Here is a 14,668-nt window from a genome sequence, read left to right as displayed (position 1 = left end):
TCCTTCGGTGGGTAGGTCGGCCGGGGGCAGGGATGACCGGGTAGGGACGCCCGGGTAGTGATAACCGCCTCGCGTACCCACCCCCCTCCTCCCCTACGCTTGTCCCGTGACCCCCGCCGAGCTCTCCCGCACAGTGCTGCACGCGGTGCGTCGTGCTGTCGATGACGGGGAGCTGAGCGTGACCGTGCCCGAGCGCGCCGTGGTGACCGAGCCGGGGCCCGGGGGGTGCGGGGACTTCGCCACCACCATCGCGCTCCAGCTCGCCCGGCCGGCCGGGCAGCCGGCGCTGCGGGTCGCCGAGATCCTGCGCACCCGGCTCGCCGCGGCCGAGGGCGTCCGGGACGTCGTCGTCACCGGGCCCGGGTTCCTCAACATCAGCCTCGACGAGCAGGTCGATCCCGTCGCCGGACTGGTTCGGGAGATCCGGGAGAAGGGCGCCCGGTACGGCTACGGCGACGCCCTCGCCGGACAGGTCGTCGCGCTCCGCGTGCCGTACGAGGTGCGGGCCGAGGTCGTCGCCGACGCCGTCGTACGCCTCGTGGGCACCCAGGGCGGGCGCGCCACCGTCGAGCACGGCGAGCCCGCCAATCTGCGGCCCGTGCCCGCGCCGGAGGACCCCGCCCCGCTCGGGCCCGACGCCGCCCGGTGGGCCCTCCTCCACCCCGCCCCGCACGACCGGCCCCGGATCACCGCCGATCACCTGATCCAGCGGGAGAGCAATCCGCTGTTCCGCGTGCGGTACGCCCACGCCCGCATCCGCGCCCTCAGCCGCAACGCCGCCCGCCTCGGCTTCTCCGCCGAGCCCGGCCCGATCGGACTCGTCCCGCAACTCGGTGCCGGGATCTCCGGCACCTATGCGCGCAGTGGTGGACGCCGTCCGGGCGTTTCCACGGAGGCCGCCGGCGACCCCTTCGCAACCTCCGCGAGCGCCGGTGGCCACAGCCTTCTCGGCACCCTCGCGCACGCCGATGCCGGCCCCCTCGTCGGCCCCAGGACCGCTGACCCTGACCCCGGCCGCCTTCTCGGCCCCGCCAACGCCGACTCCGGCCCCCTCGCCGATCACGGTCCCGCCAACCCCGACCTTGGCCCCGCCAACGCCAACCCCGACCCCCTCGACCCCCTGAACACCGGCACCACCCCCTCCGCACCCCCGACACCCGCCGACGCCCTCCCCCTCCCCCCACACGCCAACACCCCCGCCCCCACCCCCCTCCTGACCCCCCTAGCCGCCCACCCCCGCATCCTCGCCGTGGCCGCTACCCGTCGTGCCCCGGATCGGCTTGCCCGGCATCTCGTCACCGTCGCTGATGCCGTGCTGCCTCTGTTGCCCTGCGTGCTTCCCGTCGGCGAGGAGAAACCCTCGGCCGCCCACCGCGCCCGGCTGGCCCTCGCCGAAGCTGCCGGGACGGTGCTGGCCGGCGGCCTGTCCCTGCTCGGCATCGACGCACCCGAACACCTCTGAGGCGCGCGAGCAGACGCGCCCCGGAGAGAGACAGAGAGTCTGAGAGTCACGTCATGAGCCGTTCCGCCCACCCCGCCGGGCCCCGCCACGCCGACGTCCTGCCCGAGGGGCACTACTCCGCGCCGCCCGCCGACCTCAACGTCCTGGACCAGAAGGTGTGGGCCCAGACCGTCACGCGCGGCGACGACGGTGTGGTCACCGTCGGCGGGATCCCGGTCAGCCGGCTCGCCGAGGAGTTCGGCACCCCCGCCTACGTCCTCGACGAGGCCGACTTCCGGTCCCGCGCGCGTGCCTGGCGTACCGCGTTCGGGCCGGACGCCGATGTCTTCTACGCCGGGAAGGCCTTCCTCTCCCGGGCCGTCGTGCGGTGGCTGAACGAGGAGGGCCTCAACCTGGACGTCTGCTCGGGCGGCGAGCTCGCCACCGCGCTGTCCGCCGGGATGCCCGCCGAGCGCATCGCCTTCCACGGCAACAACAAGTCCGTCGCGGAGATCACCCGGGCCGTCGAGGCCGGTGTGGGGCGGATCGTGCTCGACTCCTTCCAGGAGATCGTGCGGGTCGCCCACATCGCCCAGGGGCTGGGCACCCGCCAGCGCGTCCAGATCCGGATCACCGTGGGCGTGGAGGCGCACACCCACGAGTTCATCGCCACCGCCCACGAGGACCAGAAGTTCGGGATTCCGCTCGCCGGGGGACAGGCCGCCGAGGCCGTACGGCGGGCCCTTCAGCTCGACGGGCTGGAGCTGATCGGGATCCACTCCCACATCGGGTCGCAGATCTTCGACATGTCGGGCTTCGAGGTCGCCGCCCACCGTGTCGTCGGGCTGCTCAAGGACATCCGGGACGAGCACGGGGTCGAGCTGCCGGAGATCGACCTGGGGGGCGGGCTCGGGATCGCCTACACCAGCGACGACGACCCCCGGGAGCCGCACGAGATCGCCAAGGCGCTCACCGAGATCGTCACGCGGGAGTGCGAGGCCGCCCGGCTGCGCACGCCCCGGATCTCCGTCGAGCCCGGGCGCGCCATCGTCGGCCCGACCGCCTTCACGCTGTACGAGGTCGGCACGGTCAAGCCGCTCGACGGGCTGCGCACGTACGTCTCCGTCGACGGTGGCATGTCCGACAACATCCGGACCGCGCTGTACGACGCCGAGTACAGCGTCGCCCTGGTGTCCCGCGCGTCCGACGCCGAGCCGATGCTGGCCCGTGTCGTCGGCAAGCACTGCGAGAGCGGGGACATCGTGGTCAAGGACGCGTTCCTGCCCTCGGACCTGGCGCCGGGCGACCTGATCGCCGTACCGGCCACGGGGGCGTACTGCCGGTCCATGGCCAGCAACTACAACCACGTGCTGCGCCCGCCCGTCGTCGCCGTACGGGACGGCGAGGCGCGGGTGATCGTCCGTCGGGAGACGGAGGAGGACCTCCTGCGTCTCGACGTCGGGTGACCCGGACGGCTGCCCGTGACGGGGGCCGGAAGATCTGCGGTCTCGCGGTCTCGTACAAATGAAATAGATGTCTCACGATCCGGACGAAGGGTAGAAACTCCCGTCCGGTGAGTGAGACTGGTCCAACCGTAGACGGTGAGAGGAAACGAGGTCGGATGATGCGTACGCGTCCGCTGAAGGTGGCGCTGCTGGGCTGTGGAGTGGTCGGCTCAGAGGTGGCGCGCATCATGACGACGCACGCCGACGACCTCGCCGCGAGGATCGGGGCGCCCGTGGAGCTCGCGGGCGTGGCCGTACGGCGGCCCGCCAAGGTGCGTGAGGGCATCGACCCCTCCCTCGTCACCACCGACGCCACCGCCCTCGTCAAACGCGGCGACATCGACGTCGTGGTCGAGGTCATCGGCGGGATCGAGCCCGCCCGGTCCCTCATCACCACCGCCTTCGAGCACGGCGCCTCCGTCGTCTCCGCCAACAAGGCCCTGCTCGCCCAGGACGGGGCCGCCCTGCACGCCGCCGCCGGGGCGCACGGCCGCGACCTCTACTACGAGGCCGCCGTCGCCGGTGCGATCCCGCTGATCCGCCCGCTGCGCGAGTCCCTCGCCGGTGACAAGGTCAACCGCGTGCTCGGCATCGTCAACGGCACGACCAACTTCATCCTCGACAAGATGGACTCGACCGGCGCCGGGTACCAGGAGGCCCTCGACGAGGCCACCGCCCTCGGGTACGCCGAGGCCGACCCGACCGCCGACGTCGAAGGGTTCGACGCCGCCGCCAAGGCCGCCATCCTCGCCGGGATCGCCTTCCACACGCGCGTGCGCCTCGACGACGTCTACCGCGAGGGCATGACCGAGGTCACCGCCGCCGACTTCCGCTCCGCCAAGGAGATGGGCTGCACCATCAAGCTGCTCGCCATCTGCGAGCGGTCCGCGGACGGTACGTCCGTCACCGCGCGCGTGCACCCCGCGATGATCCCGCTCAGCCACCCGCTCGCCTCCGTGCGCGGCGCGTACAACGCCGTCTTCGTGGAGAGCGACGCGGCTGGGCAGCTGATGTTCTACGGCCCGGGCGCCGGCGGTTCGCCCACCGCCTCGGCCGTGCTCGGCGACCTGGTCGCCGTCTGCCGCAACCGGCTGAACGGCGCCACCGGTCCGGGCGAGTCGGCGTACGCCGACCTGACCGTCTCCCCGATGGGCGACGTCGTCACCCGGTACCACATCAGCCTTGACGTGGCCGACAAACCGGGCGTGCTCGCCCAGGTCGCCACCGTCTTCGCCGAGCACGGCGTGTCGATCGACACCGTTCGGCAGCAGGGCAAGGACGGCGAGGCCTCCCTCGTCGTCGTCACCCACCGGGCCTTCGACGCCTCCCTCTCCGGGACCGTCGAGGCACTGCGCAAGCTCGACACCGTGCGGGGTGTCGCCAGCATCATGCGGGTTGAAGGAGAGTAACCAGCAATGACCCACCAGTGGCGCGGAATCATCGAGGAGTACCGGGACAGGCTGCCGGTGTCCGACACCACGCCGGTCGTGACGCTCCGTGAGGGCGGCACGCCCCTCGTGCCCGCGCAGGTGCTCTCCGAGCGCACGGGCTGCGAGGTCCACCTGAAGGTGGAGGGGGCCAACCCCACCGGGTCCTTCAAGGACCGCGGTATGACCATGGCCATCAGCAAGGCCAAGGAGGAGGGGGCGAAGGCCGTCATCTGCGCCTCCACGGGCAACACGTCCGCCTCCGCCGCCGCGTACGCCGTGCGGGCCGGCATGGTCTCCGCCGTGCTCGTGCCGCAGGGCAAGATCGCCCTCGGCAAGATGGGCCAGGCCCTCGTGCACGGCGCGAAGATCCTCCAGGTCGACGGCAACTTCGACGACTGCCTCACCCTGGCGCGGGCGCTGAGCGAGAACTACCCCGTGGCGCTGGTGAATTCGGTCAACCCGGTGCGCATCGAGGGCCAGAAGACGGCGGCCTTCGAGATCGTGGACATGCTCGGCGACGCGCCCGACATCCACGTCCTGCCGGTCGGCAACGCGGGCAACATCACGGCCTACTGGAAGGGTTACAAGGAGTACGCCGCCGACGGCGTCTCCGGCGGGACCCCCCGCATGTGGGGTTTCCAGGCGTCCGGCAGTGCCCCGATCGTGCGGGGCGAGGTCGTCAAGGACCCGTCGACCATCGCCACCGCCATCCGCATCGGCAACCCCGCGTCCTGGAGTCACGCCCTGGCCGCGCGGGACGAGTCCGGCGGCGCCATCGACGAGGTGACGGACCGTGAGATCCTGCGCGCCTACCGCCTGTTGGCCGCGCAGGAGGGCGTCTTCGTGGAGCCCGCCTCCGCCGCCTCCGTGGCCGGTCTGCTCAAGGCCGCCGAGCAGGGCAAGGTGGACCCGGGCCAGCGCATCGTGTGCACCGTCACCGGCAACGGCCTGAAGGACCCCGACTGGGCCGTCGCCGGCGCCCCGCAGCCGGTCACCGTCCCGGTCGACGCGGCCACCGCGGCCGAGCGCCTCGGCCTGGCCTGAGCGCCGGGAGCCGGAGCCCGAGCCCGAACCAACCGGAGCCGGAGCCGGAGCCCGGCCGGGGCTTGAGGGCCCAGGTGCCCGAGCCGGAGCGCGAAGGCACCTGAGCCCGGGCACAGAGGCGCCCGAGCCCGAGCGCACCGGCGCCCGAGCCCGAGCGCACCGGCACCCGAGCCCGAGCGCACCGGCACCCAAGCCCGAGCGCACCGGCGCCCGAGACCGGGTGCCGGCTCCGAGCGCTCCGGGTCCGGGAAATCCCTGACAGGGTGCACAGGGGGCCTACGACACGCATCGTGCGCCTCCTGTGCGCCCTATGTCGCCACAGAACCTTCCTTCGATAGGCTGTACCGAACCCCGCCCGTGGCACATGCCCGCCGCCCATGGGCGGCGCCGCGCCGGCCGCGCGGCCTGAGGGTCTCCCGTACGTATCGAATGTCTTCGACAGTCACGCAGCTCAAGGAGAGTCAACGAGCGATGGCCGGTCCAGCGTTCCGCGCCGCCGCCGTCCGGGTGCGCGTTCCCGCCACCAGCGCCAACCTCGGTCCGGGCTTCGACGCCCTGGGCCTCGCGCTGGGGCTGTACGACGACGTGGTCGTCCGGGTGGCCGACTCCGGGCTGCACATCGACATCGCGGGAGAGGGCAGCGAGACTCTGCCGCGGGACGAGAGCCACCTCCTCGTCCGCTCCCTGCGCACCGCCTTCGACCTGCTGGGCGGACAGCCCCGGGGCCTGGAGATCGTCTGCGCCAACCGCATCCCGCACGGCCGGGGCCTCGGCTCCTCCTCCGCCGCCATCTGCGCCGGCATCGTCGCCGCCCGCGCGGTGACCATAGGCGGCGAGGCCCGCCTGGACGACGCGGCCCTGCTGGAGCTGGCCACCGAGATCGAGGGCCACCCGGACAACGTGGCCGCCTGTCTGCTCGGCGGCTTCACCCTGTCCTGGATGGAGGCCGGCGCCGCCCGGGCCATCAGGATGGAGCCGCACCATTCCATCGTTCCGGTGGTTTTCGTGCCCGGGAAGCCGGTCCTGACCGAGACCGCGCGCGGTCTGCTCCCGCGCTCCGTGCCGCACGTCGACGCCGCCGCCAACGCGGGCCGCGCCGCCCTGCTCGTCGAGGCCCTGACCAGGCGCCCCGAGCTGCTGCTGCCCGCCACCGAGGACCGCCTGCACCAGGAGTACCGCGCGCCGGCCATGCCGGACAGCGCCGCGCTGGTGGAGCGGCTGCGGGCCGATGGCATCCCGGCCGTCATCTCGGGCGCCGGGCCCACCGTCATGGCGCTCGCCGACGCGGACAGTGCCGACAAGGTCTCTCACCTCGCGGGTGAGGGATGGGCCGCCAACCGGCTGGACCTGGACGTCCAGGGAGCGAGCGTGCTGCCGCTTGCGACCTGACACACGGTTGCCGGATTTGGAGAGGGGGAATGTTTGTTGGATCCGGTAGTGTTAATCTCAAGTCTGCACCCGACCCCACCATGGCGAGGTGCCTCGTGTCCCCGTCCGGGACAGACATTCTTCCGGGAACCTCCCGCGCCACTCCGTGTTCCTTGCGTCGTACCTGGGCAGTACGTCGTATGCGAGTACTGAGCGGGCCGCCGGTGGGGGTACCCCCTCCGGGGGAGCTTCGGAATCGGTGCTACCACGCCACGTGACACTGGGTGCCACGGCTCGCGGAAGCGCCATCACCGCACATTTCTTCCGCCGCTTTGGCGGACCACCGCCCCGGCACGGTCCACAGAAGACAGGACCGTAGCCGGACAGCACAACCGGTCGCCGAGCCAGACAGGCCGACGTCCGCTCCAGGGAAGGACCCTTCGTGAGCGACACCACCGATCTGATGGGCGCACGTGTCGAGGAGACCGCTGCCGCGCCCGCCACGGACGCCTCCGCGCCTGCCACCGGTGCCGGCTCCCGGCGGCGCCGCGGTACCGGCCTTGAGGGCATGGTGCTGGCCGAGCTGCAGCAGGTTGCCTCGGGCCTCGGGATCAGGGGCACCGCACGGATGCGCAAGAGCCAGCTGATCGAGGTCATCAAGGAGGCGCAGGCCGCCGGGGGTGCCCCCGCTGCCAAGGCCGACACCGCCACCGAGACCAAGCCGAAGCGCCGGGCCACCTCCAAGGCCCGCACCGGCGAGTCCGCCGACAACGGCGAGAGCACGGCGAAGAAGGCGGAGGCCAAGACCGAGGCCTCCGCCGAGAAGGCCGTGGCCCAGCAGCAGATCGAGATCCCCGGCCAGCCGGCCTCCGACGACGCCCCGGCCGAGCGCCGTCGCCGTCGCGCCACCGCCGAGGCGGGCAGCCCGGCCGGGGGCGGCGCCGAGACCGTCGCCGCCGAGGCCAAGGGCGAGTCCAGGGCCGAGACGCCCGCGCAGCAGCAGTCGCAGCCGCAGGGCGAGGCCAGGGGCGACGCCGACGGCGATGGCCGTGGCCGCCGGGACCGCCGCGAGCGCGGCCGGGACCGCGACCGCCGCAACAAGGGCGACGACCAGCAGGGCCAGGGCGGCGGTCGCCAGGACCGGCAGGACCGCCAGGACCGGCAGCAGCAGGGCCAGCAGCAGGGCGGCGGCCGTCAGGACCGCAACACCGGTCCGCAGGACGACGACGACTTCGAGGGCGGCCGTCGCGGCCGTCGAGGCCGCTACCGCGACCGCCGTGGCCGCCGTGGCCGCGACGAGATCGCCGAGCCGCAGCTCGCCGAGGACGACGTCCTGATCCCGGTCGCGGGCATCCTGGACATCCTCGACAACTACGCCTTCATCCGGACCTCCGGCTACCTGCCCGGCCCGAACGACGTGTACGTCTCCCTCGCCCAGGTCCGCAAGAACGGCCTGCGCAAGGGCGACCACGTCACCGGTGCCGTCCGCCAGCCGAAGGAGGGCGAGCGCCGCGAGAAGTTCAACGCGCTGGTCCGCCTGGACTCCGTCAACGGCATGGCGCCCGAACACGGCCGTGGCCGCCCGGAGTTCAACAAGCTGACCCCGCTCTACCCGCAGGACCGGCTCCGCCTGGAGACCGACCCGGGCGTGCTCACCACCCGCATCATCGACCTGGTCTCGCCGATCGGCAAGGGCCAGCGCGGTCTGATCGTGGCCCCGCCGAAGACCGGTAAGACCATGATCATGCAGGCGATCGCCAACGCGATCACGCACAACAACCCCGAGTGCCACCTGATGGTCGTCCTCGTCGACGAGCGTCCGGAAGAGGTCACCGACATGCAGCGGTCGGTCAAGGGCGAGGTCATCTCCTCGACCTTCGACCGTCCGGCCGAGGACCACACGACCGTCGCCGAGCTGGCCATCGAGCGGGCCAAGCGACTGGTGGAGCTGGGCCACGACGTGGTCGTGCTGCTCGACTCGATCACGCGTCTGGGCCGCGCCTACAACCTGGCGGCGCCCGCCTCCGGTCGCATCCTGTCCGGTGGTGTCGACTCGACCGCGCTCTACCCGCCGAAGCGGTTCTTCGGTGCGGCGCGCAACATCGAGGACGGCGGCTCGCTGACCATCCTGGCCACGGCTCTCGTGGACACCGGGTCCCGCATGGACGAGGTGATCTTCGAGGAGTTCAAGGGCACCGGCAACATGGAGCTCAAGCTCGACCGGAAGCTCGCCGACAAGCGCATCTTCCCGGCGGTGGACGTCGACGCGTCCGGCACCCGTAAGGAAGAGATCCTGCTCGGCGCCGAGGAGCTGGGCATCGTCTGGAAGCTGCGCCGGGTGCTGCACGCCCTGGACCAGCAGCAGGCGATCGAGCTGCTCCTCGACAAGATGAAGCAGACCAAGTCGAACGTCGAGTTCCTGATGCAGATCCAGAAGACGACGCCGACGCCCGGCAACGGCGACTGACGGTTCGTCCCAGGGAACAGAACAGAAGCCCGCCCCCGTCCACAGTGACGGGGGCGGGCTTCTGGCATACGGGCTTCTGACGGGCGGGCTCCCGGCACAAAGGCCGCAAGCGAGATCTTTGCCACACGGGTCTCGCTGGGCGCCGGTTTCCGGGCGGACGATCTCCGGCCTCGAATCCGCAGGTGAGCGCCGTACCCGCGGACGCAATGACTACGCACCGTGCCCGCCGCCGTACCCGGCGGGCACGGTGCGTTGTGCAACCCTTTCCCGAGTTTCCCCGTCTGACCAGGCGGAGTGACGATGGAGCGGTGCGACCGCGCCTGACCCTGACCTCAGGGGGTAACCGACCTACGAGACCTAGGAGCGACGTGGCCGCCGAGAGCACGCCTCAGCCCGCCCTCACAGAGCCGGGCACGACCTCGCGCCGCCGGGGCAAGGGCCGCCGCCGCAAGGCGCCCAGCACGGGACGCAAGGCGCTGCGCGCGACCGCCTGGACGGCGGCCGGCGTGGTGGTGCTGGGCGGGGCCGGCGCCGGGTACCTGTACTTCAAGCTCAACGGCAACCTGCACAGCGTCGACATCAACCAGGCCCTCGGCACCGACCGGCCCTCGAAGGCCGACAACGGCTCCGAGAACATCCTGGTCCTCGGCTCGGACACCCGCTCCGGCACGAACAAGAAGCTCGGCGGCGGCACCGACGACGGCAGCGCCCGCTCCGACACGGCGATGATCGTGCACGTGTACGAGGGCCACAAGCGGGCCAGCGTGGTCTCCATACCCCGGGACACCCTGGTGGACCGGCCCCAGTGCACCGACACCAAGGGCACCACCCACCCCGCCGCGTCCGGCGTGATGTTCAACGAGGCGTACTCCACCGGCGGCGCGGCCTGCGCGGTCAAGACCGTCGAGTCCCTCAGCGGCATCCGCATGGACCACTACCTGGAGGTCGACTTCCAGGGCTTCCAGAAGCTCATCGACGACCTCGGCGGGGTCCGGGTCACCACCACCAAGGACATCGACGACCGGCAGAGCCACCTCAAGCTCAAGGCCGGCACCCACACCCTGAACGGCGAGCAGGCCCTCGGCCTGGTCCGCACCCGGCACGGCGTGGGCGACGGCTCCGACCTGGGCCGCATCCAGCTCCAGCAGGCGTTCGTCAAGGCCCTGATCGACCAGGCCAAGCACGTCGGCGTCCTCACGAACCCGAAGAAGCTGTACGACCTCGCCGACACCGCCACCAAGGCCGTCACCACCGACTCCGACCTCGGCTCGGTCGACTCCCTGATCGACTTCGCCGGCGGTCTGAAGGGCATCGGCTCGTCCCACATGAAGATGGTGACGATGCCGGTCCAGTACGACCCGGCCAACCCCAACCGCGTCCTCCTGGCCAAGACCAAGGCCCAACTGGTCTGGAACGCCCTGAGGAACGACCGCCCCATTCCGAAGTCGGCCACGCAAGGCACGGCCACGGGCGAGGCCAAGGGCGTCGTCAGCGCCGGCTAGGGGCGCGGTGACCAAGCGGCTCCTCCCCGGGCGGATCTGCCACTCGCCTGAGCCGGAATAGAACAACCGCACCCCCGGTTTTGGGGGATGGCCCCAGTCCTGGCAGACTGGTACGTCGGCTCCGGTTCACGCCTCCGCATCCCGCGGCAGCGACCCGGCGCCCTCCCGAAACCTAGGAGACACCTTGAAGCGCGACATCCACCCCGCGTACGTCGAGACGCAGGTCAGCTGCACCTGCGGCGCGTCGTTCACCACGCGCAGCACCATCGAGTCCGGCACCATCCGGGCCGAGGTCTGCTCCGAGTGCCACCCGTTCTACACGGGCAAGCAGAAGATCCTCGACACCGGTGGCCGTGTGGCCCGCTTCGAGGCCCGCTTCGGCAAGGCTGCCGCCGGCTCCAAGAAGTAGCGAGCCCCATTTCGCCGGTCCACGGTCACGCCCTCACGGGGGTGTGCCCGGGACCGGCGTTTTTGGTCGCCCGCCCTTCCCACCACCGCAGTACAGGAGCCCAAGATGTTCGAGGCCGTCGAGGAACTCGTCGCCGAGCACGCCGACCTGGAGAAGAAGCTCGCCGATCCGTCGGTCCACGCCGACCAGGCGAACGCGCGCAAGCTGAACAAGCGCTACGCCGAGCTGACCCCGATCGTCGCCACGTACCGCTCCTGGAAGCAGAACGGCGACGACGTCGAGACCGCGCGCGAGCTGGCCGCCGACGACCCCGACTTCGCCGCCGAGGTCAAGGACCTGGAGAAGCAGCGCGAGGAGCTGACCGACAAGCTGCGCCTGCTGCTCGTCCCGCGCGACCCCAGTGACGACAAGGACGTCATCCTGGAGATCAAGGCGGGCGCCGGCGGCGACGAGTCGGCGCTGTTCGCGGGCGACCTGCTGCGCATGTACCTGCGCTACGCCGAGCGCGTCGGCTGGAAGACCGAGATCATCGACGCCACCGAGTCCGAGCTGGGCGGCTACAAGGACGTCCAGGTCGCGGTGAAGACCCGCGGGCAGATCGAGCCCGGCCAGGGCGTGTGGGCCCGGCTGAAGTACGAGGGCGGGGTGCACCGCGTGCAGCGGGTCCCGGCCACCGAGTCCCAGGGCCGTATCCACACCTCCGCCGCCGGTGTCCTCGTGACCCCCGAGGCCGAGGAGGTGGACGTGGAGATCAACCCCAACGACCTCCGCATCGACGTCTACCGGTCCTCCGGCCCCGGCGGCCAGTCCGTCAACACCACCGACTCCGCCGTGCGCATCACGCACCTGCCGACCGGAGTCGTCGCCTCCTGCCAGAACGAGAAGAGCCAGTTGCAGAACAAGGAGCAGGCGATGCGTATCCTGCGCTCCAGGCTGCTCGCCATGGCGCAGGAGGAGGCGGAGAGGGAGGCCGCCGACGCCCGCCGCAGCCAGGTCCGCACCGTGGACCGCTCCGAGAAGATCCGCACCTACAACTTCCCGGAGAACCGCATCTCGGACCACCGCGTCGGCTTCAAGGCGTACAACCTGGACCAGGTCCTGGACGGCGACCTCGACGCCGTCATCCAGGCCTGTGTCGACGCCGACTCGGCGGCGAAGCTCGCCGCCGCCTGAGAGCCGTACGCACGCACGAGCACGAGTACGACACGGAGGACTCGCGTGAACCTGCTGCTCGCGGAGGTGGCCCAGGCCACCCAGCGGCTGGCCGACGCCGGCGTGCCCTCGCCGCGCACCGACGCGGAGGAGCTGGCCGCGTTCGTGCACGGCGTGAAGCGCGGCGAACTGCACTCCGTGAAGGACGCCGACTTCGACGCCCGGTACTGGGAGGTCATCGCCCGGCGCGAGCAGCGCGAGCCGCTCCAGCACATCACCGGGCGGGCCTACTTCCGGTACCTGGAGCTCCAGGTCGGGCCGGGGGTGTTCGTACCCCGGCCGGAGACCGAGTCGGTGGTCGGCTGGGCCATAGACGCCGTGCGTGCCATGGACGTGGTCGAGCCCAGCATCGTCGACCTGTGCACCGGCTCCGGCGCCATCGCCCTCGCCCTCGCCCAGGAGGTCCCGCGCTCGCGCGTGCACGCCGTGGAGCTGTCCGAGGACGCCCTGGTGTGGACCCGCAAGAACATGGCCGGCTCCCGCGTCGACCTGCGCCAGGGCGACGCGCTGACCGCCTTCCCCGACCTCGACGGCCAGGTCGACCTGGTCATCTCCAACCCGCCGTACATCCCGCTCACCGAGTGGGAGTACGTCGCCCCGGAGGCCCGTGACTACGACCCGGAGATGGCGCTGTTCTCCGGCGAGGACGGCCTGGACCTCATCCGGGGCATCGAACGCACCGCGCACCGGCTGCTGCGCCCGGGCGGGGTCGTCGTGATCGAGCACGCCGACACCCAGGGCGGCCAGGTGCCGTGGATCTTCACCGAGGAGCGGGGCTGGGCCGACGCGGCCGATCACCCCGACCTCAACAACCGCCCGCGGTTCGCCACCGCCCGCAAGGCGCTGCCGTGAGCACCCCCCAGTTCTCAACCCCGCAGTACGTGTACGAGGAGGCCAGCTAGACATGGCACGGCGATACGACACCAACGACGCGACCGACCGTGTGACGGGTCTGCGCGAGGCCGCGTCCGCCGTCCGCCGGGGCGAGCTGGTGGTCCTGCCGACCGACACGGTGTACGGCATCGGCGCCGACGCGTTCTCCTCGGAGGCCGTCGCCGACCTGCTCGCCGCCAAGGGCCGGGGCCGCAACATGCCCACCCCTGTCCTCATCGGCTCCCCGAACACCCTGCACGGCCTGGTCACGGACTTCTCCGAGCTGGCCTGGGAGCTGGTCGACGCGTTCTGGCCGGGCGCCCTGACGCTCGTCGCCAAGCACCAGCCGTCCCTCCAGTGGGACCTCGGCGACACCCGCGGCACGGTCGCCGTCCGCATGCCGCTGCACCCGGTCGCCATCGAACTGCTCACCGAGGTCGGCCCGATGGCCGTCTCCTCGGCGAACCTCACCGGCCACCCGGCGCCGGAGGACTGCGACGCCGCGCAGGAGATGCTCGGCGACTCCGTCTCCGTCTACCTCGACGGCGGCCCCACCCCGGGCAACGTGCCGTCGTCCATCGTGGACGTCTCCCGCGAGGTACCGGTGCTGCTGCGCGCGGGCGCGCTCTCCGCGGAGGAGCTGCGCAAGGTCGTACCCGACCTTGAGGTGGCGAATTGACGGCCCCTGAAGCGGGGCGTGGCATAGGCGGCGGGGGCTACAGCGCGGAGGAGACGACGACGTTCGGGTTCCCCCGCGACACGTTCCGCATCCTCCACGTCAGCACCGGCAATGTGTGCCGCTCGCCCATCACCGAGCGGCTGACCCGCCACTTCGTCGCGGAGCGGCTCGGCGTACTCGGTGGCGGGCTGATCGTGGAGAGCGCCGGGACCTGGGGCCACGAGGGCGCGCCCATGGAGTCCCACGCGGAGACCGTGCTGGCCGAGTTCGGGGCGGACGCCTCCGGGTTCGTCGGCCGGGAGCTGCTGGACGAGCACGTGATCAGGGCGGACCTGGTGCTGACCGCCACCCGCGACCACCGCGCCCAGGTCATCTCCATGGGCCATTCGGCGGGCCTGCGCACCTTCACCCTGAAGGAGTTCACCCGCCTGGTCCGGGCGATAGATCCGGCCACCCTGCCGCCCCTGGAGGACGGCGTGGTCATGCGGGCCCGGGCGCTGGTGCGCGCGGCGGCGGCGCTGCGCGGCTGGCTGCTCGCCCCGACCGCGGAGGCCGACGAGGTGTACGACCCGTACGGCGCCCCGCTCACCTTCTTCCGGTCGATCGGCGACGAGATACGGGACGCCCTGGACCCGGTGGTGACGGCGCTGACCGGGGTCGCGGCACGGACGTAGGGCGCGCGGCCGCAATACCGGGCGTCCCGCACCTGCCCGGCCTACATTGGGGATACGTCACCGC

General features: G+C 71.8%; 12 protein-coding genes. All 12 read left to right on the top strand.

The window, feature by feature from the left end:
* The first annotated feature begins 106 nt into the window (after nucleotides 1-106).
* The 12 genes from nrtL to AQJ11_RS23060 all read left to right on the top strand — a co-directional run bounded on the left by nrtL (nucleotide 107) and on the right by AQJ11_RS23060 (nucleotide 14,604).
* Nucleotides 107-1,462 carry an ArgS-related anticodon-binding protein NrtL gene (gene nrtL, locus AQJ11_RS23115; RefSeq protein WP_059264210.1) on the top strand — a complete coding sequence of 452 codons (1,356 nt, stop codon included), beginning with the start codon at nucleotides 107-109 and terminating at the stop codon, nucleotides 1,460-1,462.
* Between the two features lie 53 nt (nucleotides 1,463-1,515).
* Nucleotides 1,516-2,907, top strand: coding sequence for a diaminopimelate decarboxylase (gene lysA / locus AQJ11_RS23110; RefSeq protein ID WP_058081903.1), 1,392 nt, complete (start codon nucleotides 1,516-1,518; stop codon nucleotides 2,905-2,907).
* A 158-nt stretch (nucleotides 2,908-3,065) separates the two neighbouring features.
* The gene (locus AQJ11_RS48340; protein ID WP_041665996.1) at nucleotides 3,066-4,355 is read left to right on the top strand and encodes a homoserine dehydrogenase; all 1,290 of its coding nucleotides are present in this window, start codon (nucleotides 3,066-3,068) and stop codon (nucleotides 4,353-4,355) included.
* Nucleotides 4,356-4,361: 6 nt separating this feature from the next.
* Nucleotides 4,362-5,420, top strand: coding sequence for a threonine synthase (gene thrC / locus AQJ11_RS48335; protein ID WP_014674996.1), 1,059 nt, complete (start codon nucleotides 4,362-4,364; stop codon nucleotides 5,418-5,420).
* A 471-nt stretch (nucleotides 5,421-5,891) separates the two neighbouring features.
* Nucleotides 5,892-6,809 (top strand): homoserine kinase, encoded by a 918-nt coding sequence (thrB, locus tag AQJ11_RS23095; RefSeq protein ID WP_014674997.1) that lies wholly within the window; start codon nucleotides 5,892-5,894, stop codon nucleotides 6,807-6,809.
* A 421-nt stretch (nucleotides 6,810-7,230) separates the two neighbouring features.
* Nucleotides 7,231-9,255 (top strand): transcription termination factor Rho, encoded by a 2,025-nt coding sequence (gene rho, locus AQJ11_RS23090; RefSeq protein ID WP_059264209.1) that lies wholly within the window; start codon nucleotides 7,231-7,233, stop codon nucleotides 9,253-9,255.
* 368 nt (nucleotides 9,256-9,623) lie between these two features.
* On the top strand, nucleotides 9,624-10,757 hold the full coding sequence (locus tag AQJ11_RS23085) for an LCP family protein (protein ID WP_059264208.1): 1,134 nt from the start codon (nucleotides 9,624-9,626) through the stop codon (nucleotides 10,755-10,757).
* 184 nt (nucleotides 10,758-10,941) lie between these two features.
* Entirely contained in the window at nucleotides 10,942-11,166 is a 225-nt protein-coding gene (gene rpmE / locus AQJ11_RS23080) for a 50S ribosomal protein L31 (protein ID WP_014675000.1), read from the top strand.
* Nucleotides 11,167-11,271: 105 nt separating this feature from the next.
* Entirely contained in the window at nucleotides 11,272-12,339 is a 1,068-nt protein-coding gene (gene prfA, locus AQJ11_RS23075) for a peptide chain release factor 1 (RefSeq protein ID WP_058081907.1), read from the top strand.
* A gap of 45 nt (nucleotides 12,340-12,384) precedes the next feature.
* Nucleotides 12,385-13,230 carry a peptide chain release factor N(5)-glutamine methyltransferase gene (gene prmC / locus AQJ11_RS23070; RefSeq protein ID WP_014675002.1) on the top strand — a complete coding sequence of 282 codons (846 nt, stop codon included), beginning with the start codon at nucleotides 12,385-12,387 and terminating at the stop codon, nucleotides 13,228-13,230.
* A 52-nt stretch (nucleotides 13,231-13,282) separates the two neighbouring features.
* Nucleotides 13,283-13,930, top strand: coding sequence for an L-threonylcarbamoyladenylate synthase (locus tag AQJ11_RS23065; RefSeq protein ID WP_014675003.1), 648 nt, complete (start codon nucleotides 13,283-13,285; stop codon nucleotides 13,928-13,930).
* A complete protein-coding gene (locus tag AQJ11_RS23060; protein WP_058081908.1) occupies nucleotides 13,927-14,604 on the top strand; it encodes an arsenate reductase/protein-tyrosine-phosphatase family protein in 678 nt (225 codons plus the stop codon). Before AQJ11_RS23065 ends, AQJ11_RS23060 begins: the two co-directional genes overlap by 4 nt.
* Nucleotides 14,605-14,668 lie beyond the last annotated feature (64 nt).

The organism is Streptomyces corchorusii (assembly GCF_001514055.1).
Lineage (GTDB): Bacteria > Actinomycetota > Actinomycetes > Streptomycetales > Streptomycetaceae > Streptomyces > Streptomyces olivaceoviridis.
This window is presented reverse-complemented; position numbering and strand designations above follow the sequence as displayed.

What these genes read in the sequence shown, in the direction of transcription:
- lysA (WP_058081903.1), top strand. Translation starts at nt 1,516, where the DNA reads ATGAGCCGTTCCGCCCACCCCGCCGGGCCCCGCCACGCCGACGTCCTG.
- AQJ11_RS48340 (WP_041665996.1), top strand. Translation starts at nt 3,066, where the DNA reads ATGCGTACGCGTCCGCTGAAGGTGGCGCTGCTGGGCTGTGGAGTGGTC.
- thrC (WP_014674996.1), top strand. Translation starts at nt 4,362, where the DNA reads ATGACCCACCAGTGGCGCGGAATCATCGAGGAGTACCGGGACAGGCTG.
- thrB (WP_014674997.1), top strand. Translation starts at nt 5,892, where the DNA reads ATGGCCGGTCCAGCGTTCCGCGCCGCCGCCGTCCGGGTGCGCGTTCCC.
- prfA (WP_058081907.1), top strand. Translation starts at nt 11,272, where the DNA reads ATGTTCGAGGCCGTCGAGGAACTCGTCGCCGAGCACGCCGACCTGGAG.
- AQJ11_RS23065 (WP_014675003.1), top strand. Translation starts at nt 13,283, where the DNA reads ATGGCACGGCGATACGACACCAACGACGCGACCGACCGTGTGACGGGT.